Annotated in this window: 17 protein-coding genes and 2 pseudogenes; 5 read left to right on the top strand and 14 right to left on the bottom strand. The window is 71.9% G+C overall.

All coding sequences use genetic code 11. From position 1 onward, the window contains the following. A partial coding sequence (locus MFF30_RS02260) for a DMT family transporter (protein WP_238276043.1) occupies window positions 1–901 on the bottom strand: 901 nt, incomplete at its 3' end. 276 nt (window positions 902–1,177) lie between these two features. Between MFF30_RS02260 and MFF30_RS02265 the strand changes: the two genes are divergently transcribed. From MFF30_RS02265 to MFF30_RS02280, 4 genes are all read left to right on the top strand, one after another. Beyond that, on the top strand, window positions 1,178–2,272 hold the full coding sequence (locus tag MFF30_RS02265; protein ID WP_238276045.1) for an efflux RND transporter periplasmic adaptor subunit: 1,095 nt from the start codon (window positions 1,178–1,180) through the stop codon (window positions 2,270–2,272). Continuing rightward, window positions 2,262–5,423, top strand: a complete 3,162-nt coding sequence (locus tag MFF30_RS02270) for an efflux RND transporter permease subunit (RefSeq protein ID WP_238276047.1) — start codon at window positions 2,262–2,264, stop codon at window positions 5,421–5,423. The genes MFF30_RS02265 and MFF30_RS02270 overlap by 11 nt, the downstream gene beginning before the upstream one ends. A 102-nt stretch (window positions 5,424–5,525) precedes the next feature. After that, window positions 5,526–5,987 (top strand): hypothetical protein, encoded by a 462-nt coding sequence (locus MFF30_RS02275; RefSeq protein ID WP_238276049.1) that lies wholly within the window; start codon window positions 5,526–5,528, stop codon window positions 5,985–5,987. A 319-nt stretch (window positions 5,988–6,306) separates the two neighbouring features. After that, on the top strand, window positions 6,307–7,524 hold the full coding sequence (locus MFF30_RS02280; protein ID WP_238276050.1) for an MFS transporter: 1,218 nt from the start codon (window positions 6,307–6,309) through the stop codon (window positions 7,522–7,524). A 126-nt stretch (window positions 7,525–7,650) separates the two neighbouring features. Here the strand turns inward: MFF30_RS02280 and MFF30_RS02285 are convergent, their stop codons facing one another. The 11 genes and pseudogenes from MFF30_RS02285 to MFF30_RS02335 all read right to left on the bottom strand — a co-directional run bounded on the left by MFF30_RS02285 (window position 7,651) and on the right by MFF30_RS02335 (window position 16,523). Continuing rightward, complete coding sequence (locus tag MFF30_RS02285) at window positions 7,651–9,387, bottom strand: ABC transporter ATP-binding protein (protein WP_238276052.1); 1,737 nt, start codon at window positions 9,385–9,387, stop codon at window positions 7,651–7,653. Window positions 9,388–9,537: 150 nt separating this feature from the next. Next, window positions 9,538–9,745, bottom strand: a pseudogene (locus MFF30_RS02290) (IS630 family transposase); the annotation flags it as partial. A gap of 42 nt (window positions 9,746–9,787) precedes the next feature. Beyond that, window positions 9,788–10,621 (bottom strand): DUF3658 domain-containing protein, encoded by an 834-nt coding sequence (locus MFF30_RS02295; RefSeq protein WP_238276054.1) that lies wholly within the window; start codon window positions 10,619–10,621, stop codon window positions 9,788–9,790. Between the two features lie 109 nt (window positions 10,622–10,730). Then, complete coding sequence (locus MFF30_RS02300) at window positions 10,731–11,027, bottom strand: hypothetical protein (RefSeq protein WP_238276055.1); 297 nt, start codon at window positions 11,025–11,027, stop codon at window positions 10,731–10,733. A 100-nt stretch (window positions 11,028–11,127) separates the two neighbouring features. Further along, entirely contained in the window at window positions 11,128–11,814 is a 687-nt protein-coding gene (locus tag MFF30_RS02305) for a DsbA family protein (protein ID WP_238276056.1), read from the bottom strand. A 76-nt stretch (window positions 11,815–11,890) separates the two neighbouring features. Then, complete coding sequence (locus MFF30_RS02310) at window positions 11,891–12,196, bottom strand: GCG_CRPN prefix-to-repeats domain-containing protein (RefSeq protein WP_238276058.1); 306 nt, start codon at window positions 12,194–12,196, stop codon at window positions 11,891–11,893. A 63-nt stretch (window positions 12,197–12,259) separates the two neighbouring features. Continuing rightward, window positions 12,260–12,523, bottom strand: coding sequence for a GCG_CRPN prefix-to-repeats domain-containing protein (locus MFF30_RS02315; protein WP_238276073.1), 264 nt, complete (start codon window positions 12,521–12,523; stop codon window positions 12,260–12,262). A gap of 157 nt (window positions 12,524–12,680) precedes the next feature. After that, on the bottom strand, window positions 12,681–14,054 hold the full coding sequence (locus MFF30_RS02320; RefSeq protein WP_238276060.1) for a HAMP domain-containing sensor histidine kinase: 1,374 nt from the start codon (window positions 14,052–14,054) through the stop codon (window positions 12,681–12,683). Beyond that, on the bottom strand, window positions 14,054–14,785 hold the full coding sequence (locus MFF30_RS02325; RefSeq protein ID WP_238276063.1) for a response regulator: 732 nt from the start codon (window positions 14,783–14,785) through the stop codon (window positions 14,054–14,056). Before MFF30_RS02325 ends, MFF30_RS02320 begins: the two co-directional genes overlap by 1 nt. A 273-nt stretch (window positions 14,786–15,058) precedes the next feature. After that, window positions 15,059–15,631 carry a glyoxalase superfamily protein gene (locus tag MFF30_RS02330; protein WP_238276065.1) on the bottom strand — a complete coding sequence of 191 codons (573 nt, stop codon included), beginning with the start codon at window positions 15,629–15,631 and terminating at the stop codon, window positions 15,059–15,061. A 196-nt stretch (window positions 15,632–15,827) separates the two neighbouring features. After that, a complete protein-coding gene (locus MFF30_RS02335; RefSeq protein ID WP_238276067.1) occupies window positions 15,828–16,523 on the bottom strand; it encodes a hypothetical protein in 696 nt (231 codons plus the stop codon). Between the two features lie 222 nt (window positions 16,524–16,745). Here MFF30_RS02335 and MFF30_RS02340 point away from each other — a divergent pair, with 222 nt between their 5' ends. Further along, the gene (locus MFF30_RS02340) at window positions 16,746–17,549 is read left to right on the top strand and encodes an aminoglycoside adenylyltransferase domain-containing protein (protein ID WP_238276069.1); all 804 of its coding nucleotides are present in this window, start codon (window positions 16,746–16,748) and stop codon (window positions 17,547–17,549) included. Window positions 17,550–17,573: 24 nt separating this feature from the next. Here MFF30_RS02340 and MFF30_RS02345 read toward each other — a convergent pair. Then, a pseudogene (locus tag MFF30_RS02345) lies at window positions 17,574–17,660 on the bottom strand (IS5-like element ISMra2 family transposase); the annotation flags it as partial. 35 nt (window positions 17,661–17,695) lie between these two features. Continuing rightward, the coding region (locus MFF30_RS02350; protein ID WP_238276071.1) for a YncE family protein at window positions 17,696–18,742 on the bottom strand (1,047 nt) is incomplete at its 5' end.

Raw genomic sequence — 18,742 nt, forward strand, 5'->3', positions numbered from 1 at the left:
CCGCGATGGCGATGCCGCCGATGACCAGCGCCAGCGCCAGGCCCTCGTGCCAACGGAAGGGCTCGCCCACCAGCAGGATGGCGAGCCCGGCCCCGAAGATCGGCACGAGGTTGACGAAGAGACCAGCCCGGTTCGGGCCGATCAGCTCGACGCCGCGCATGAAGGCGAGCTGCGCGACGAGCGAAGGCCCCAGCGCCACGAACAGCACGATGGCCCAGCCCTTCGGCGTCGGCCAGATCGTGTGGCCCAGCGCCCATTCGGCGTAGAGCGGCGGCAGGGATGTCACGAGGGCCGAGAGCGCCACCGCGGTGAAGAAGCTCAGGCCCGAGACCTTGGGCCGGCGCGAGAGCGCCACGGTGTAACCGGCATAGAGCAGGCAGGCGGCCAGCATCAGCACGTCGCCCCGGTTGAAGGCGAAGGTGGCGAGCACCCGCCAGTTGCCGTGGGTCGCCGCCACCACGGCGCCCGCGAGCGTCACGGCGACGCCCAGCACCTGCGCGCCCGTCACCGCCACCCGGAGGACGACGTAGTTGATCAGGATGACGAGAACCGGGATCGACCCCTGGAACAGGGCGATGTTGATGCCGCTGGTGAACAGCCCGGCGGCGTAGAACAGGCTGGCGTAGAGGGTGTAGCCGCAGGTCCCCATCAACAGCACGTAGCGCCAGTGCCGCTTCAGGCGGTCCCACTCCGCCACGAAGCCCGCCCGCGCCGGCAGCGCCAGAGCGAGGCAGGCGAAGGCCCAGCGCAGGCAGGTGAGGACCTGGGGCGAGACCTCGCCCGCCGCCCACTTGCTCGCCACCACGTTGCCGCCCCAGAGCAGCATCGTGAACACGAGGAGCGGGTAGGCCGTGGCCACCGGCGCGGCCGCGCGTCCGGCGGGCGTCTCCGGGACGCGCATGGGGCGGATCTCCCTGGGCTCGCCGGGTCCGAGGCCGGTCGATGCGGGCGGGGATAGCCCGTCGTGCCGCGCGGGGACAGGCCGCCCGGCGCAACGCCGCCATCGAAATCCGCCCGCCTCCGCCGCCGGCGCCCCCCAGGGCCGCACCCATCCCCCGCTATCGATCCGCCCGCGCTATCGACGGACGCGTCGATTCCCTATGCCGGTGGATAAGGTTATGCCGGCCCGGAACGCGGCGAGACGGCCACGGACCAATCGGGGAGGGCGAGACATCCGGTGACGTGGCGATCCCTCCTCCTCGCCGGCCTCGTGGCGGCCGGTCTCTTGGCGGCCGGCCTCGGCGGCCTCGCCGTCTCGCCCCAGGGCGCTGCCCTCCTCGGCGAGGCGCGCGAGCGGCTCGCGGCGCTCCAGGCCCGCCCCGGGCCGGCGAAGCCCGCCCACCTGCCGGCCCAGCGCACCGCCGTGGAAGAGGGCCGCACCGTGGTGCGCCTCTCGGCCGCCGAGCGCGCCCGCATCGGCATCGTCACCGAGGCCCGGCCCCTCGCCGCCCACCGGGAGGAGCTGCAGGCCTATGGCAGCGTCCTCGATCTCGCCCGGGTCACCGACCTGACCAACGCCTATGCCAGCGCCCGGGCCGCCCTCCAGACCGCCCAGGCCCGCGCCGAGGTCTCGCGCAGCGCCCTGCAGCGGGCGAGGTCGCTCGGTCAATACGCCACCACCGTGCAGCTCGAGACCGCCGGGGGCACGGCCCAGACCGACCAGGCGGCCTTGGCGGCGGCGGAATCGCAGGTGCGTACCCTCTCGGCCACCGCCCAGCAGGAATGGGGGCCGGTGATCGGCCGGGCCATCGTCGAGCGCTCGGCCAGCGTCACCCGGCTGATCGAGCGAACCGACTTCCTGGTGCAGGTCACCCTGCCGCCGGGGGAGGGCCTGAAGGGCCCGCCGGCGGCGGCCTTCGCGGAGGTGCCGCCCCAGAGCGCGCGGGTCGCCCTGACCTACGTCTCGCCCGCCACCCGCACGGATCCGCGCATCCAGGGCCTGAGCTTCTTCTACACCGTGCCGGGCGACAGCGGCTTCCTGCCCGGCATGAGCATGCTGGCCTTCCTGGCGGCCGACCGCAGCGTCACGGGCCTGAGCGTGCCCGAGGAGGCGGTGGTGCACTGGCAGGGGGCGGCCTGGATCTACCGGGCAGTGGGAGCCGATGCCTTCGCCCGCCACCGACTCAAGGCCGATCCGCCGATGTCGGCCGACGCCTACGTGGTGGAGGACCTACCCGGCGATACCGAGATCGTGCTCTCGGGGGCTCAGGCGCTCCTCTCCGAGGAGATGAAGAGCCAGCTCCAGGTCTCGGGCGGCGTCGATGACGATTGAGGCGAGGGGACCCGAGGCGTCGGACGCCCGCGGGCCCCAGGCGGCGCTGGTCGCCTTCGCGGTACGCTTCCGCGGCATCGTGCTGGCGCTGAGCCTCGCGCTCGCCGCCTACGGCTTCGTCGTGCTGGCGGACGCCCAGTACGACGTCTTCCCGGAATTCGCCCCGCCCGCCGTCGTGATCCAGACCGAGGCCCCCGGCCTCAACCCGGAGCAGGTCGAGGTGCTGGTGACGCAGCCCGTGGAGGTCGCGGTCAACGGCCTGCCGGGGGTGGTCTCCCTGCGCTCGAGTTCGATCCAGGGCCTGTCGGTGATCACCGTAACTTTCGGGGCCGGCAGCGATATCTACCGGGTGCGCCAGCTCGTCACGGAGCGGCTGACGGCGCTGGCCGGCCGCCTGCCACAGGGCGTGCTGCCGCCGGCGATGACGGCGCTCACCTCCGCCACCAGTACGGTGCTGCTCGTCGGCCTGACGACCGAGAGCCGCTCGGACATGGACCTGCGCACCCTGGCGGACTGGACCGTGCGCCTGCGCCTCCTCGCCGTACCGGGGATCGCCCAGGTCTCGGTCTATGGCGGCGCGGTGCGCTCGCTGCAGGTGCAGATCCGCCCCAGCGACCTCGTGCGCTTCAACATCGGCGTCAACGACGTGCTCGCCGCCGCGCGGAAAGCCACCGGCGTGCGCGGGGCCGGCTTCGTCGACACGCCCAACCAGCGCATCGCCCTCCAGACCGACGGCCAGTCGCTCAGCCCCGAGGCGGTCTCGCGCACGGTACTGATCAACGAGGGCGGCGCCAGCGTGACCCTGGCGGACGTCGCCACCGTGGTCGCCACCGGCGAGCCGGCCATCGGCGCCGCCCTGGTGGACGGCCGGCCCGGGGTGCTCCTCATGGTCGGCGCCCAGTACGGCGCCAACACCCGCGCGGTCACCGCCCGGGTCGAGGCGGCCCTGGAGGACCTGCGCCCGGCCCTGGCCCGCGAGGGCGTGACCCTGCACGCCGACCTGTTCCGCCCGGCCAACTTCATCGCCATCGCCAACGGCAACGTGCTCCAGGCCCTCGGGCTCGGCGGCATCCTGGTGGTCGTGGTGCTGTTCGTCTTCCTGTACGACTGGCGCACCGCCGTGATCTCGGCGCTGGCGATCCCGCTCTCGCTCATCGCCGCCGTGGTGGCGCTCCAGGCGCTCGGCGAGAGCCTCAACACCATGACGCTGGGCGGCCTCGCCATCGCCATCGGCGAGGTGGTGGACGACGCGGTGATCGGCGTCGAGAACGTGGTCCGGCGCCTGCGCGAGAACCGCCGCCTCGGCGGCCCGCGCCCCGAGGGGCGGGTGGTCATCGACGCCATCCTGGAGGTGCGCACGGCGGTGGCCTACGCCACCATCGCGGTGCTCCTGGTGTTCCTGCCCGTCCTCGCCCTGTCGGGCATCGCCGGCCGGCTGTTCGGCCCCCTGAGCCTGGCCTACATCCTCGCGGTGGTGGCCTCCCTGGCCGTCGCCCTCACGGTGACCCCGGCGCTCGCGATGTGGCTGCTCACCGGCCGGCGCGCGGCCGACACCCGCGACCCGCCGGTGATGCGCGCCGCGCGCCGCCTCTACGCCCGGCTCCTGACCCGGATCGACCGGTATCCCGCCCTGGTCATGGCCTGCGGCCTCCTCGTCACCCTCCTGGGGGCCGCATTGGTGCCGTTCTTCGGCTCGACCTTCCTGCCCGACCTCAAGGAGGGCCACCTGATCCTGCACATGGCGGCCGCTCCCGGCACGGCGCTACAGGAATCGATGCGGCTGGGCACCCGCATCACCGCCGAGCTGAAGGCGATCCCCGGGATCCGGGCGGTCGCCGCGCAGATCGGCCGGGCCGAGGCCGGACAGGACACCGCCGGCACCCATTACAGCGAGATCCACATCGATCTGGAGCCCGGCCTCGACGGGGCGGGGCAGGGGGCGGCGGAGGCCCGGATCCGGGCCGTGATGGCGGGCTTTCCCGGAGCCGCCTTCTCGCTCAAGACCTTCCTCACCGAGCGGATCGAGGAGACGGTCTCGGGCTTCACCGCGCCGGTGGTGATCAACGTCTTCGGCACCGATCTCGCCGCGATCGAGACGGCCGCCCGCGACATCGCCCGCGAACTCGCCGAGGTCCGGGGCGCGGCCGACATTCAACAAAGCTCCCCGGCGGGCCTGCCCCAGGTCAACGTGGGCCTCAGGCCCAACGACCTGCGCCACTGGGGCCTGTCCGCCGTCGAGGTGATGGAGGTGGTGCGCACCGCCTACCAGGGCGACATCGTCGGGCAGACCTATTCGGGCAACGCGGTCTTCAACGTCCTCGTCATCCTCGATTCCGCCACGCGGGGCCGGCTCTCGGCCTTGAGCGACCTGCCCTTGCGCGGCTCCGGCGGCCGGGTGGTGCGCCTCGCGCAAGTTGCGGACATCTACGAGACCTCCGGCCGCTACCAGGTCCAGCACGAGGGCGCGCAGCGGGTCCAGGCGGTCACCGCCAACGTGACCGGCCGGGATGTCGCCGGCTTCGTGGCCGATGCCCGGCGCAAGATCGCCCGCGAGGTCGCCCTGCCCCCCGGCACCTATGTGGGCTTCGCCGGCTCGGCCGAGGCGCAGGCGCGGGCCCGGCGCGACCTCCTCGTCTATTCGGGGCTCGCCGGCCTCGGCATCGTGCTGCTGCTCGCCATCGTGACGGGCAGCCTGCGCAACCTGATGCTGGTGCTGGTCAACCTGCCCTTCGCCTTCGTGGGTGGCGTGCTCGCGGTCTTCGCCACCGGCGCCGTGCTCTCGCTGGGGTCCATCGTCGGCTTCGTGACCCTGTTCGGGATTAGCTTGCGCAACACCATCATGATGATCGCGCATTACGAGCACCTCGTGGTGGAGGAAGGGCAGGCCTGGAACCGGGACACGGCGGTTCTCGGGGCCGCGGACCGGATGGTGCCGATCCTGATGACCTCCCTCGTCACTGGGCTCGGCCTCCTGCCCCTCGCCCTCGGGGCCGGCGAGCCCGGCCGCGAGATCGAGGGTCCGATGGCCATCGTCATCCTCGGCGGCCTCGCCACCTCGACGGTGCTCAACCTCCTCGTCCTGCCGACCCTGGCGTTGCGGTTCGCGCGCTTCGAGGCGCCGCAGGGTAGGGCATTGCGGCCGGTCGCCTGAGGCGTCCCCCCGGGGCGCGCGAGCCCGCCGCCCCGGCTTTGCCCATCGCCCGCTCCGTCCTAGACTGAGCGACAGGCCGAGTCGTACGGCCCGGAGCCTCGCATGCGCCCGACGCCGCTGATCGCCCTCGTCGCCGCCCTCCTGCTGCCCGGATGGTCGGCGGCGCGCGCGGTCGAGATGCCGGTGCCGCCCCCGGCCGGGACCGCGCCCGGCACACCCGTTCCCATCCAGACCTTCCCCCTGACGCGGGTGGTGCCGAAAGGCGAGGCACGCGCCATCGCCTTCTTCTCCTACCTCTACCCCGACTGCGCGTCGCAGGGGCCCGTGGTGGCCCGCATCCTGGAGCCGCCGCGCCACGGCACCGTGACCTTCGCGGAGACCGATTCCTTCCCGCGCTACGCGGCCGGCTCGCCGCTGGCCGCCTGCAGCGCCAAGCGGGTGCCCGGCCTCCGGATGACCCACGAGGCCGAGGAGAACTTCGAGGGGCTCGACACCTACCGCATCCTCCTCATCAACCCGGACGGGACGGCCGCGGAGTACGACGTGAAGGTCTGGGTGCGCTGAGTGCGGCGCGGGTCGGCGAACCCATCGCGCCGGTTCCGCATTGATAAGGACGGCGCCCGGGCCCCGGTCCGCCGCAACCGTTACGGAAGGTGACGCATGGCCCTGATCTTTGCTCTGCTCCTCATCGGGGCGCCGATGGCCCTGGCGATCATGGAACTCCTCCGCATACGCGGAACGCATCAACTCTGAATGGGCGGCACGCGCCGACCCTGAGCCGCCCGCGATCGGCACGGGCTCTCTCTGATCGGCACAAGTTCTCTCTGATCGGGAGGGACGGGTGAGACGCGGCCCCGCCCCACCCCGCGCCGGGAGCCCGACCGTGCACGTGCCCTCCGCGCCGGGACGATCCGCCCTCGGGTCCTTCCCGGCCTTCGTCTTCCTGCAGGGCAGCCTCTACGCCGCCTACGGCACGGTCTCGCCCTTTCTGCCCAGTTTCCTCGGCGAGCGCGGCCTCGACCCCTCCGAGATCGGCATCGTGCTCGCCGCCGGCACCCTGATGCGGCTCGTGGCCGGACCCCTGGCGGGGCGGATCGCGGACCGCCTCGACGCGACCCGCGCCGTCCTGGCCGCCGGGGCCGCCGCGGCGGGGTTCCTCGCCTTCGCCACGCTCCTCGGGCACGGCTTTTTCGCGCTCCTGTTCATCGGCCTTGCGCAGGCCGCTTCCCTCGCCGCCCTCGCGCCCCTGGCGGATGCCCTCACCCTCGCGGCGATCGAGCTCGCGGCGATCGAGCGGGGGCGGGCCTTCGGCTACGGCTGGGTCCGGGGCGCGGGATCGGCCGCGTTCATCCTCGCCACCCTGCTCTCGGGGCAGGCCGTCGCCTGGGCGGGCCTCGGCAGCATCCTGGTGTCGAGCGGCCTGCTGTTCCTTCTCACCGCCCTGGCCGCGAGCCGGGTTCCGGCGGCCCCGCCGCCCGCCCGTCCGGACGGGGAGGGATCGGCAGCCCCCGATCTGCGCGGCCTCCTCGCCGCGCCGCTCTTCCGGCGGGTGCTCGTCGTGGCGGCCCTGGTCATCGGCAGCCACGCCCTGCACGAGGCCTTCGCGGTGATCCGCTGGCGCGCGGCGGGCCTCGAAGCCGGCACCATCAGCCTGCTCTGGTCCCTGGCGGTGCTCTCGGAGGTCGTGGTGTTCGTCCTTGGCGGATCATGGCTGCTGGCGCGCCTGGGCACCGCCGGGGCGGCGATGCTGGCCGCCGCCGCCGGCATCTTACGCTGGGCGATCATGGCGACGACGGTGGCGGTGCCGATGCTGGCCCTCGGCCAGGCCCTGCACGGATTCACCTTCGCGCTGCTCCACCTCGCTAACATGCGCCTGCTGGCCGACCTCGTGCCGGGGCGCGGCGGCGCTACGGCCCAGACCCTCTACGCCACCCTGGGGCTCGGGCTCGCCAACACCGTCCTGACCGGGCTCGCCGGGTGGCTCTACGGCCGCTACGGGGCGGAGGCGTTCTGGGGCATGGCGGCGCTCTGCGCCTGTGCGTTGCCGCTCGCGGCCGGGCTGCGGCGCCCCGCCCCCGGAGCCGGGGCCCGGCGGGCGTAAAGCCCCGGGGCGCGGATCGGGCCGGGCGCCTGAGCGGGGGGCGAGGACCTGCTTCCGCGCGCCGCGCGGTTCAGGCGCCAGCGCTCCGGGGCAGGGGAGGGGCGACGCCCCTGCCCGCACCGCGTCTCAGGTCTGGACCGCGTGCCGCGCCGGCCCGAACTGCGCGGCGTAGAGGCGGCCATAGGCGCCGCCGGACTTGAGCAGGGCCTCGTGCGGACCCTCCTCGACGATGCCGTTCTCGCCCACCACCACGATCCGGTCCGCCTGCTGGATGGTGGCGAGCCGGTGGGCGATGACCAGGGTCGTGCGCCCTTGCGCGAGCTCGACGAGGGAGCGCTGGATCTCCTGCTCGGTCTGCGTGTCGAGGGCGGAGGTCGCCTCGTCGAGGATCAGAATCGGTGGGTTCTTCAGGAACACGCGCGCGATGGCGAGGCGCTGCTTCTGGCCGCCCGAGAGCTTCACCCCGCGCTCGCCGACGAGCGTGTCCAGGCCCTCGGGCAGGGTCTCCAGCAGACCGTCGAGGCGGGCCCGGCTCGCCGCCGCGCGGATGGCCGCGTCATCCGCGTCGAGGCGGCCATACGCGATGTTCTCCCGGATCGAGCCGGCGAACAGGAACACGTCCTGCTGCACGATGCCGATCTGCCGGCGCAGGGACGCGAGGGTGAGGTCCCGGATGTCGTGCCCGTCGATGCTGATTCGCCCGGCCTCGATCTCGTAGAAGCGCGGGATCAGCGAGCACAGCGTCGTCTTGCCCGCCCCCGATGGGCCGACGAAAGCCACCGTCTCGCCCGCCCGGATCGCCAGGGTCAGGTCCCGGAGGACGGGGCGGCCCGCCGCATAGCCGAACCGCACGCCCTCGAAGCGGATGTCGCCGCGCAGTGGCGGCGCCGCGACGGCGTCGGGCCGGTCGACGATGTCGGGGGCGGTGGCCAGCAGCGCCGCGTAGCGCCGGAAGCCCGCGATCCCCTTCGGGTAGGTCTCGACCACCGCGCCGATCTTCTCCAGGGGCCGGTAGAACACGCCCACCAGCAGCAGGAAGCCCACGAAGCCGCCGGGGCTCAGCTCGCCGCGCACCACGTAGGCGGCGCCGCCCAGCAGCACCACGATCTGGACGAGGCGCATGCCGAGGTAGTTGATCGACAGGCTGGCCGCCATGATCCGGTAGGCCTGGAGCTTGGTCGCGCGGTAGCGCGCGTTGTCGCAAGCGAAGAGGCGCCGCTCGTGCGGCTCGTTGGCGAAGGCCTGGACCACCCGCATGCCGCCGACATTCTCCTCGATGCGGGCATTGAAGGCACCGACCCGGCCGTACTGCGCCTGCCAGTTCCGGGTCATCCGCCCGCCGTACCGCAGGGTCACGAAGGCGATCACGGGCAGGATCGCGGCCGTCATCAGGGCGAGCGGCGGGTGGACGAACAGCATCAGGCCGAAGGCGCCGATCAGCGTCATCACGGCGATGAACAGGTCCTCGGGGCCGTGATGGGCGACCTCGCCGATCTCCTCCAGGTCCTTGGTCACGCGAGCAACGAGGTGGCCGGTCTTCTGGTTGTCGTAGAACCGGAACGAGAGCTTCTGCAGATGGTCGAAGGCCCGCGCCCGCATCTCGGTCTCGATGTTGATGCCGAGCACGTGGCCCCAATAGGTCACCACCACCATCAGGCCGGCATTGGCCACGTAGACCAGCCCGAGGCCGAGGGCGGCGAGCAGGATGAGCTGCCAGTCCTGGCGCGGCAGCAGCACGTCCACGAAGACCTTCACCGCCATGGGAAAGCCGAGCTCGAGCAGGCCGGAGAGCACGGCGCAGCCGAAATCGACGAGGAACAGCGTCCGGTGCGGCCGGTAATAGGCGAGGAAGGCCTTCAGCATGGGGTCTCCGTCGAGACGGGATCGCGCGGGCGACCGATCGAGGCGCGTCCTATCGCAATCCCGCCCGCATGCCCATCGACGCACCTCCCGGTTCGGTGCCGGTGGCGCGGGGAGGGGCGTTCGCGCCCCCCGGCCACCTTGGCTGTCCTAGCCCTCGACGGGGTTGAGCCACGAGGCTGATGAGGTCGGGGTGACGGGACACCTCCAGCGCGGGTGGCGGTCGAGCCAGACACAGACCTTGGGGTGCTTGTGGACGGCATCGTTGTCCAGGATCGCGTGGACGATTGTGCCCGCCGGGACTGCCGCCTCGGCCGCGTTTCGGCAAGCGGATGAACGCCTGATGCCGGTGGCGCTGCAATTAGCGGCCGATCACGCGGGTCGCGACCTCAGCTTGATGCCGTTACGTCGTGCCTGAAGCCAACCGACCTGCCGCGGGCCCGCGAACCTCGTAGTCCCGCATGCCCGGCCCGGGACCCGTGACATCCAGCACGCCGGCCTCCCCAAGGGCGAGAATACGGGCGAACAGGAGCTCGTAGCGGCATCCCTGTCCCGGCTGATCCAACCCGGCGTCGACCCGGTGAAGGACGCGGGCGACCAGCCTGATGAGCAGTTCCCGTTCCCCCGATGCCTGGCCCGCCAGAAGGGCGTCGAAATGGGTCAAAGGCGCCGAGACCAAGTGTCCATCGCGCACGACGCGCAACGGCGCGTTCTCCCGCCGCAATCGCGTCCAGGCGGCCACGGCAGCGTCGCTCGCCGCCTGGGAGAACGGACGCCGCCTCTCGGCGAGGCCGGCCGCCACGATCTCCGCGGGCCGCAACTGACCCAGCGACCGGATCGACGGGACGCGGCCCACGCCCGGCAAATCGAGCCCTGTCGCGTCGACGACGTCGAAGGGGCGGCCGGCCATGCGGAAGACGAACTCCAGGAAGCAGGCGTGCTCCGCGGCGTCGCTCAGGCAAACCCAATGGACCGGGTGGACGCCGACGGCCGTCGCCTCCACCCAGGGCGCCGCCAAATCGGCCGGCTCCTCGCGAGGTTCTTCGTCCGATCGCAGATTGGCCTCGAACCAGGCCCTGCGCGCGGTCGGGTCGAGCGGGTCGATGGGGCCGACGCTCAGGTCGTGGGTGAGCGCGACCACCCGATCCGTACAGCCCTGCAGTCGCAGGGCGTCGCGGACGCTCTCCGCCCTGCTGGCCCCCCAGGCCGCATGGACCGTCTCGACGGACTTGGTCACGGCACTCTCCGTCATGGCGTTCTCCCGTTCCCGTTCGGGCTCGACGACCGGCAGGGTCCGGCTGTCCGGCCCGCCGGCGATGGCTTCGGTCGCGGGACAGGGACGAGGCTCACGGCCCGCGACCCGCGGCACAGAGGTCCGCCGGAAGCGGACTGGACGCCCGGAACATCCGGCAACTGCGCTCGATCTCGTCGCGCATCATGGCGCAGGGGTTCACCACGTTGCACGGCGGATGCGTCGCGGGCGACGCATCCCGGCACTGAGCGGCCAGACGCTTGGCGGCGACCGGACCGATCTCATCACGGCATGCGACGGCACCTCGGTCCGGCGAGGGCTGCCCGGACGAGGGGGCCGCCGAGATGGCCACCAGGATGAGTGTGGATAGGGCCGACCGGAACCTGTTCATGAACGCCTCCCCTCTCGACCGCTTGCCCCGGCCCTTTCGAATCTTCGAAAGGGTTCGCCACACCGGCCCTGCAGCGGCCAGCATCAGGGATGCGCAAAGTTCAGCCCGGGCTCCGTGCCAGGGCCCGTGCGATGATCTCGCCGAGCGCATCCGCCGTCAGCGCTCCCTCGTGTCGGTCGTCGTCCACGAACAGCGTCGGCGTACTGTGGACACCCAGCACGGAGGTCGCCTGCGCGGAGACGCGCTGCACCCCGTCGTAGAGGGACTGGTCGCGCAGGATGGCATCGAACCGGTCCCGGCTGATTCCCGCCTGCTGTACCAATTCGCGCAGAGCATCCAGTGGCTTCTCCACGAACGCCCAGGACCGCTGCCGCGCGAACAGGAAATCGGTGAGCGCATAGTAATTCCTGTCGCCGTCCGCACGGGCCAGCATGAAGCCGGCCGTGTCGAGAGGGCTCAACGGGTATCCGCGCAACGCGAACCGCACCTGTCCGGCATCGACCCAGCGCGCCCTGACGGCCGGCCAGGTCCCGTCATGGAACGCCGCGCAATGCGGGCAGGTCAGCGCGGCATACTCGACGAGCGTCACCTTCGCCTGGGGCGATCCCACCCAGACATCGCCGAGCGGTCCGGCCAGGGCCGGGTTCCCGACATGGACGACCACCGTATCCCGAGTGCCTCTCGGCGCGATCGCGGCGATGCCGAGGGCCGATAGACCGAGGACCGAACCCGTGATCACGCCGCGACGGCTGAGCCGCGTCGACGCCGTCCTGACGGCAGGGGTCATGCGAGGTCTCCGGCGGGAAACGGGACATGGGGGGAGGGCCCGGAGGCGCGGGTGCCCTGGCTCGGCACGGGACGCATCACCAGCGGTGATGCCAGCCCACATGCCGGTAGCCGCCCCAGCGGTGCCAGCCGCCGTGCCAAGCGAAGCGGCGATGCCAGCCATACCGGTAGCCGTAGCGCCAGCGGGGCCCGCCCCACCCGCGATAGCCGAAGTGACGATACACGGGGCCGTAGGCGTAGGGACGGTAGCCGAGGTTCGGCCGGCACCAGCCGTAGAACCCGCGGTGGAACCCGAGGCCGCAGCCGTCCCGGGCCTCGGCGGCCGAGCCGGCCGTGAGAAGCCCCGCGGCAAGGGCAAGGGGTAGAACGATCTTGCGCAGCATGTCTCGCTCCATGGAGGTCCGGCACGCGACCGGACGCCGAGTGCCGGAATGACGGCCGGACGTTCAGTTCGGCCAGCAACGGCGGCCGTAGGGCCCGATGTGGAAGCCCGCCGGGCAGGAGGCGCCGCGGACGTAGCCGCCCCATTGCCCACCGGTCCGGCAACCGCCGTAGGGGCCACGGTGGCCGTAGGGGCCGCAGCCGCCATAGACCTGGATGATCCGCGCGCCGTCCGATCCGTTGGACACGGCGTCCTGGATCAGGGGCGACGCCGAGGCCGGCAATGCCAGGCCGGCCACGAGCGCGACGGGGGCGAGCATCTTCAACATCATCGGATCCTTCTCTGTGATCAGGTGCGCCGCCATGCCCGAGCCGGCGCCGCGACCGATGAGGGCCAAGATCGTCCCGATCTCCTTCCCGGATGTGACCGACCGATGCGCCGACGTAACGTTTTGTAACGGGCCGCCCTGCGGGCCAGACCGGGCATCAGGCGATGGCCGGCAGGGTCGCGACGAGGCGTGCGCCGCCGAGCGGTGACGACTCGGCCACGACGGTACCGCCATGCGCCTCGGCGATCTGGCGGGCGATGGCGAGGCCGAGACCGCTGCCGCCGGTCCGGCGGTTGCGGGACCGTTCGATCCGGTAGAACGGGCTGAACACCGCCGTCCGCTCGGATTCCGGTATGCCCGGGCCGTCGTCTTCCACCGTGACCCGGCACAGCGCGCCGGTCCGGCTCACGCTGACGGCCACCGTGGAGCGGCCGAACTTGACGGCGTTCCCGATCAGGTTGGCGACCACCCGGCGCAGGGCGACCGCATCCCCGGCGGCGAGCGCATCCTGCACGTCCTCGCCGGTCAGGCGGACGTCGATGCCTTGCGCGGCGTGTTCGGCCACCTCGACGGCGACGAGGTCGGCAAGGTCGACCGCCGTCCGGCCCACCTCGACGGCCGTGCCCCGGGCGAAGCCCAGGGAGGTCTCGATCAGCGCGGTCATCGCATCGAGGTCCTCGACCAGCCTGTCCCGTCGCTCCGGTTCCGTCACGCCTTCCGCCCGCAGCCGCAGGCGGGTCAGGTAAGTCTTGAGGTCGTGCGAGATCGCGCCGATCAGCATCGAGCGTTCCCCGAGGAGCCCGACGATCCGCTCCTGCATGTCCCGGACCGCCCGCGAGAGCCGACGGATCTCCGGGGCGCCCTGGGGCGTCGCCACCGGCTGGTGGGCACGCCCGTCGAATCGGGTGACCGCGTCGGTGAGGCGCCGCAGGGGGGCGAGTTCGTGGCGTGCGCCGAGGAGGACGAGCCCGGCCACCGCCGCGCCGAGGACGGCAACCCACAGGCTCAGCGGCTGGCCGAGCAGCCACGGCATCATCGACCGGTGCTTCTCGACGGCCGAGATCACCAGGGTCCGGCCGTCCGGCAGTCGATAGGTCGCCGTCGCGAGGCGACCGATGGGACCGTTGCGATCCCTGTCGTTGACCTCGTCGGGGTCGACGCCCCGGTGCAGCATGGCGGTGTCGGTGAAGGCCCGCAGCGGCCCGTCCGGATCACCCGTCATCCGGCGCAGGCGCCGTTCGAGGCGCGGTTCGGGGATCAGGTCGTGATGGTCGGCCGGCCCATCGGTGATCTCGGCCCTGAGGGACTCGCCGCTCACGGCCTTCAGGATGGCCGGTCTCAGGGCCGGGTCCGCATCCCGCAGCAGGATCACGATGTTCGCGGCCTGGTCGACGCGCGGAAAGCGCGTGCCGTAGGGGGAGCGCTCCTGCCGACGCTGCCACGTGTCCACGGCGACGGTGGCGAGGACGAGCAAGGAGAGCGCGCCCAGCAGGAGCAGCATGATCCGCCCGAGCAGGCCGACGCGGGCCATCACGGGGCCTGCCTCACCGGTGCGGCGAGGATGTAGCCGGCATTGCGGACCGTCTTGAGGAGCGCGGCCGCATCGCTGCCCGCGGCGTCGAGCTTGTGCCGCAGGCGGCTCACCTGCACGTCGATGGTCCGGTCGAAGGCGTCGGCCGTTCGGCCCCGGGTCCAGTCGAGGAGCTGATCGCGCGAGAGCACCCGCTGCGGCCGGGTGACGAAGCAGTGCAGCAGATCGTACTCGGCGCTGGTGAGCCCGATCTCGGCGCGTGCCTCGCCGACCGTCACCCGACGCGCCGCGAGGTCGATCACCAGGTCGGCCACCGCGAGCGCCCCAGGGTCGGCGTCGACCGTAGGGGCTCCCTGCCCGTTGGCACGACGCAGGACGGCACGGATGCGGGCGAGGAGCACGCGGGGGTTGAACGGCTTCGAGACGTAGTCGTCCGCGCCCATCTCCAGGCCGAGCACCCGGTCGATGTCCTCGTCCTTGGCCGTGAGCATGACGACGGGCGGTCCGCCCGCCTCGCGCAGGCGCCGGCAGATCGACAGCCCGTCCTCGCCCGGCAGCATCCAGTCGAGCACGATGAGATCCGGGGATCGCCCCGCCGCGAGGTGCCGGTCCAGGCCGGCGCCACCGTCGAGGCCGATCACGCGGAACCCCTCGCCTTCCAGGTAGGCGGCGAGTTGGGTGCGGATGTCACCGTCGTCCTCGACGATGACGATGGTCTGGTCGTCGCTCATGCCACAAACATACGGGCACCGGGCGTGCCGACAACGCGAAAGGCTCCGTCGTTACAAAACGTTACACGGCGCTTGATCAAACGCCCGTGGCTTCGGGGCGGCGAGACGATGAGCCGTCGCCAGGGCCGAAAGCAGGGTCGCATCGTCGACGACCGTCAGGTCGCACCGTGTCGCGCCCAGCGGTGGAAGTGCGGCCCCGAGCTGACGGCGTCCAGGGTCGCGATGAGCGCCGACCCGCGTGGGATCTCGACACCCATCGCCACCCTCATCCTCTCAACCGATGGCGGACCGGCCCGGCCTGTGCCCGGTCCCCGCGTCGCGAGGCTGACAGAACCGCAGCCGGTTTCCGAAGGGGTCGGCGACCTCCAACACGTCGCCCCAGGGGGCCTCCTCGATGCCGGGCCGGGCGTAGCCGTAGCGCCTGTCCGTCAACTCCCGGTGGAAGGCGTGGACGCCCCGCATCCGCACGAACACGGTCGAGCCGGGGCTGGCGTCGCCGTGATGCTCGGACAGGTGCAGCCGCAGCCCGGCGCGGGCGACCTCCATGTAGAGCGGCAGGCCCGGCTCGAAGCGGTGCTCGAAGCCGGGCACGAAGCCGAGGAAGCCGCAGTAGAACTCGCGCGCCTTGGCCTCGTCGAAGATGCGCAGGATCGGGACCGTCTCCAGGAAGCGGATGCGGTCATCCGCGGTCTGTTCGAGGGCGGCGCAGGCGGTGTTCCAGTCCTCGTGGCCGAGGCTGGCGGCGGCGAGTTCGAGGGCGGTCGCGTGCGGGACGGAAAGGTCGCGCGCGGCCAGCGCGGCGCGCAGCCGCCTGGCCATGGCCTTGGCTTGATCGACGGTCGTCATGGTGCTCTCCCATGCCGGTGTCGGATCGTCGGTGCCCGCGTTGCCGACCCGACGCCGGTCAGGGGCACGGGTGGGGGTAGTCGTCCGTCATGCTTTCACCATCCCGTTCCCGGGGCGAGCGGCAGGCAGCATCGGCCTGGCGGCAGGCTATCGCAGCCTCGATCCGGACGCCAAGGCGACCGTCCGATCCGGACCGTCAAGATCCTGTGATCGGCGCGAGGTCGCGGAAAGATCCGCCCGCCACGAGTCGCAGGAGACCGGCCGACCCGCCATGGGCATCGAGCCACCGGCTGACCTTGCAGGCCGCCCTGGCATAGAGGCCGGCGCTGTCCGCGGTCTCGATCCAGGCCGCACGGGAGGCTGGCATGTCGCCACCGGGTTCGGCGCGGCAGCGGTCGGGACCGGTGGCGAGGTAGCGCGGGTCGTCCGAGACGACCACCGCCAGCCCTTCGTCGAACCATTGCGGCACCGAGCGTGACAGCGTGGCCACCAGGCCGATGCGCCGGTGGAGCTCGGCATGGGCGAGCTCGTGGGCGGCGATGACGACGTCGGCGCCGCGCGGCGACAGGATCAGTGCCCGGTCGAGGAGCGCGATGCCGCGGGAGCCGCCGCCGAGGGGGCGATAGCAGGCGTCGGTGCCGCACAGCAGGATGCGCGGGCCGGAGCGCAGATCCCCATAGAAGGCTCGGACCCTCGCCCGCGCAGCCGCGACCGTGGCCTTCGCCGCTTCCCGTCGATCCGGCGTCATGCCGCGCTCGACATAGAGGCCGTCCTCGACTTCGGTGAAGCCGTAGCAGGACGGGCACCCTGCCGCGGCGGCCGCCGGATAGGCGAAATGGATCAGGGCCACGGCTATGGCACCCAGGATGAGCGGAAGCACGACGCTCCTCATGCAGCCTCCTTGCGGCTCACGGCCGCGTTCGAACCCGGTGCGGACGGAATTCTGGCCCGTCGCACTGCGTCGCGCCACCCGAACGGCTTCCCCGACCGGGAAGGCTCACGGGGACGTGACCCGGACCAAGGGCTTCCCCCAAATTGCCGGATTGAATCGGAACGGTCGGCAGGCGGATGTCCGTGGCCGATTGCATCGTCCGCCACCCCCGGAGTGCACGCCATGAGTCGAGCGGTCTCGTTTCCGAATTCCGTCGACTCGGTGGTCGCGGATTACAGACGGCGTCTGGACGCCGAGGGGATGCCGGTCGTTCGGGGCCTGTACCTCGTCGGATCGGTCGCGCTGGACGACTTCCGACCCGGGGCGAGCGACATCGACTTCGTCGCGATGCTGGATCGTGAGCCCACCGCACGGGATTGCGCCGCCCTCGAACGCGTCCACGTCGGACTGGCGGAGGCCGGCGGCCCCTGTTTCGACGGCTTCTACCTGACAGTCGAGGCGCTCGGACGAGTGCCGGCGCAGTATGCGGTCCTGCCATTCAGCCTGGACGGTCGCTTCCGAACCGGCGAGGTCTGCCGGGAGGTCAACCCGGTCGTCTGGCGCTGCCTTTCACGCCATGGTCGAACCGTGTTCGGCCCGCCCCCGAGCGAACTCGGCATCGCCGACGACAGCGATGCGCTGCGGACCTACCAGGTCAAGAACCTGCGGGAATACTGGCTGTCCTGGATCACGCAGGCCGAGGCGGGGCTGGCCGCGAAGGCGCCCGGGGAGGATGCCAACGCCGAGGCCCTGGCCTGGGGCGTCCTCGGCGTCGCGCGCATCGCCAACGCCCTGGAAACCGAAGGCATCGTCTCAAAGGACGGTGGGGGCCGTCATGCCCTCGCCGCGCACCCGGCGCGGTGGCACCCCGTTCTCCGCGAGGCCTTGGCGGCGCATGCCGGCGCGATGAGGCGCGTGCCTGTCGAGGTCATGCGGGAGGGGCTTGCCTACATGCGCTTCGCCATCGCGGAAGCGACGGCCGGATAGGGCGTCTCTGCAAAGCCAAGAGCGTCAGAGCATGGGCATGCCAAGGGTGACCATGGCGAGGTGGTTGGCGACCCGCTTCTCGTAGCGGGTCGCGATCCGACGCATCCTCTCGGATTCCTACTTTCCGGGCTGGTGAGGCCGCCCGATCAATCCATGGTCTGCCCTTGGACGACGCTGCCGAGTTCGCCGGGCTTGCCCGAGACCACGACGAGGTAGCGCCGGCTCGCGCCGGCATCCGTGCGGGTGATCTGGCGGATCGGGCCGATCGCGTTGACGATGGCCGCGCCGGCCGGGTTGGTCATGAAGGCGGCGAGCGGCTCCAGGCCGGCGGCCCCCTTCGGATCGGCGGCCAGCGCCAGCACGAACGGCATCTTCGCGGGTAGTCCCGTGACCGCGGCCTGCAGCGTCTGCAACACGCCCTGGTCGAAGAGGGTCACCTGCGTCGCCGGCTTGCCATCGGTGCCCGCGAGCGTCAGCGCGCTGGTCTTGCCGGCGGCGCCCAGCGGCTGGAGGTTCTGCTTTCCGTCCCCCTCCGGCACGGCGTTCGGGACGTAGGCCACGCCCTGCGGCCCCTGGCCGATCGGAACCTCGGCGATCACCGTGTTCGATGCGGTGTCGATCACCGCCGCCTTGTCGGCGTTCTCCAGGCCGACATAGACGCGGCTGCCGTCGCCCGAGGGCCAGAGCCCGTGCGGCAGGGCGCCGGTCGGGATGGTGGCGACCTGGGTGAAGTCGTCGGTGCGGAACACCTTGACCTGATTCAGGCCGCCGATCGTCACGTAGGCGAACTGGCCGGCCTTGGTCGAGACGATGTTGACGTGGTTGGTGATCGGCCCGGTCTCGATGGTCTTCAGCGGCGCGAAGGGCGGACGCGCCGAAAACACCTGGGTCCGGCCGACATCCTTGAGGGTCAACCACACCTGCTTGCCGTCCGGTGTCGCGGCGAGGTCGGGGCAGAACGGGCTCTCCTGCTTCACGCGCCCGACGATGGTGTGGGTCTTCGTGTCGATCACCACAGTCTCGGGGCTGAAGCTGGAGCAGACATAGCCGTAGGCGCCGTCTGGCGAGAAGATCGTCATGCCGGGCCCGTTCGGCACGGTGATCCGGCGCGTCTCCTTGGCGGTCGCGGCATCGAGTACGGCGATGTAGTCCTCGCCGCGCACGCTCACCCAGACCTCCCGGCCGTCCGGCGT

Origin of the sequence: Methylobacterium goesingense, from assembly GCF_022179225.1 — a bacterium.
Taxonomy (GTDB): Bacteria; Pseudomonadota; Alphaproteobacteria; order Rhizobiales; family Beijerinckiaceae; genus Methylobacterium; species Methylobacterium goesingense.

Excerpts from the sequence above, each read along its gene's own strand:
- MFF30_RS02270 (WP_238276047.1), top strand. The coding sequence starts at position 2,262 with ATGACGATTGAGGCGAGGGGACCCGAGGCGTCGGACGCCCGCGGGCCC.
- MFF30_RS02275 (WP_238276049.1), top strand. The coding sequence starts at position 5,526 with ATGCGCCCGACGCCGCTGATCGCCCTCGTCGCCGCCCTCCTGCTGCCC.
- MFF30_RS02285 (WP_238276052.1), bottom strand. The coding sequence starts at position 9,387 with ATGCTGAAGGCCTTCCTCGCCTATTACCGGCCGCACCGGACGCTGTTC.
- MFF30_RS02300 (WP_238276055.1), bottom strand. The coding sequence starts at position 11,027 with ATGAACAGGTTCCGGTCGGCCCTATCCACACTCATCCTGGTGGCCATC.
- MFF30_RS02305 (WP_238276056.1), bottom strand. The coding sequence starts at position 11,814 with ATGACCCCTGCCGTCAGGACGGCGTCGACGCGGCTCAGCCGTCGCGGC.
- MFF30_RS02310 (WP_238276058.1), bottom strand. The coding sequence starts at position 12,196 with ATGCTGCGCAAGATCGTTCTACCCCTTGCCCTTGCCGCGGGGCTTCTC.
- MFF30_RS02315 (WP_238276073.1), bottom strand. The coding sequence starts at position 12,523 with ATGTTGAAGATGCTCGCCCCCGTCGCGCTCGTGGCCGGCCTGGCATTG.
- MFF30_RS02320 (WP_238276060.1), bottom strand. The coding sequence starts at position 14,054 with ATGGCCCGCGTCGGCCTGCTCGGGCGGATCATGCTGCTCCTGCTGGGC.
- MFF30_RS02325 (WP_238276063.1), bottom strand. The coding sequence starts at position 14,785 with ATGAGCGACGACCAGACCATCGTCATCGTCGAGGACGACGGTGACATC.
- MFF30_RS02330 (WP_238276065.1), bottom strand. The coding sequence starts at position 15,631 with ATGACGACCGTCGATCAAGCCAAGGCCATGGCCAGGCGGCTGCGCGCC.
- MFF30_RS02335 (WP_238276067.1), bottom strand. The coding sequence starts at position 16,523 with ATGAGGAGCGTCGTGCTTCCGCTCATCCTGGGTGCCATAGCCGTGGCC.
- MFF30_RS02340 (WP_238276069.1), top strand. The coding sequence starts at position 16,746 with ATGAGTCGAGCGGTCTCGTTTCCGAATTCCGTCGACTCGGTGGTCGCG.